At 46.6% G+C, this 1608-nt stretch carries 1 protein-coding gene; it reads left to right on the top strand.

Features of this window, described 5'->3' with window-relative positions:
* Positions 1 to 584 precede the first annotated feature (584 nt).
* Positions 585 to 1608 (top strand): RHS repeat domain-containing protein (locus ACR2PX_RS26920; RefSeq protein ID WP_434002442.1); only part of this gene is annotated, 1024 nt, incomplete at its 3' end.

Here is a 1608-nt window from a genome sequence, read left to right on the forward strand (position 1 = left end):
CCAGAAGCGAGTTGAGCGCTTGTCAGATTGTGGTACTGGAAAGCAGTCAGGCAATCTGATGCCTTTTCGTCTGCAGGGTCAGAATCCAGAGTTAGCCCTTCTTTATAGACTTCATGACTATCTTGAACTGGTTGATTAGAGTGGGCGTGCAGTCAGGGTTGATAAAAAAGACGCCATTCCTTCAGATACTCCGCCTATTCTGGCCAGGTTAGAGATTGATTCTGCCGAATGGCTGAAAACCATGAGTTGGAATAATCGCTTCTATCGAGCAGTCGGCAGGTTGTAGTCAATGAAGAGCTACGCTCGTGAGATGGGGAAAAAGTGGGTGCAGGGGTTGTTTTCTTGTAGTCGTTTATATCAATCAGGTAAAGCTGACAGCAAACCCTTTCCGTAGGCATTCATTTATCTCATTACTTGGGCGGTGATTCTGGAACCGTTCTTTTCTCCTTCTGGTTACTCATACTTAATCTGCCTCCAGTAAAGGTCATCGATATCTGTTTTTTAGTGTTTCTGAAACCATTTTTACAAGTAGGGAGTCAGACCTTTCTTCTCTTGATAAGGCGCTTGGGTGGAATGTTCTCTGGATGTCCCAGAATCTCCTTTTTGAATACAACCTTCGGGATGAAGTCACAGCGGAAATCAAGGTGGGTCAGAACGGACTGGCCGACACCCGCAGAAGCTACCAGTACGATAATAATGGCAACCTGACTCAACTCATCACCCCAAACGGTGAAATCACCGTTTATAGCTATGATGTTGCCAACCGCCAGGTGGAAGCTCACCATTATGCTAGTACAGAGCAACAGAAGAACAGTCAGCCAGAGAAAACGGTCAATTATCGCTACACCAACACCAATCAGTTTGCCGGGTACAGTGATGGCATCACAGAAACCGACTACACCTACGATGCTTTAAATCGTCTGACCCAGATCGTCACAACCTTTAACAAGGGTAAGACAACCGAGTTTCAGAAAACCTACGGCTATAGCTATTATAAAAACGGCCAGAAAAAGACCTATACGACGCCGGAAGGCCAAACCTACACTTACTACTACAATGGCAATAATCAGCTCAGCGGGGTGGCCATCCCCGGTCAGGGACGAATCAGCTACAACAACTTCAGCTGGCTGATGCCCCAGAACATCAGTTACCCCGGCAACAGTCAGGTCAGTCTGATCCCTGATGGGCTGATGCGCTATCGAAAAAAACTCACTACAGACCCAGCCAGTAACCCCATGCACAGTCTGGCCTGGGAATACGACAATGAAAGCAATATTACCCAAATCACCCAGACGGAAGAGACCGCTGATTATGGCTACGATAAGCTCTATCGCCTGACTGAAGCCCAATACAGCACAAACGATAATGTAGAAAACCATACGCCCAGAACCAACGAAGCTTACCAGTACGATAAGGTGGGTAACCGTCTGGATGAGAAAGCAAATAAAGCTGAACTGGCGCCTGCTCAAGGCTCAAAAGAGTGGACATACAATGCCTTTAACCAGCTTACTGAACAGAATGGTATCAGCTATGACTACAGTAAAAATGGTCATCTGATTAGAAGCGGAAAGCGTAACTCTGAAGGTCAGATAGCTGTCGATCCAGACA

Source organism: Endozoicomonas sp. (assembly GCF_051008435.1).
GTDB lineage: Bacteria > Pseudomonadota > Gammaproteobacteria > Pseudomonadales > Endozoicomonadaceae > Endozoicomonas_A.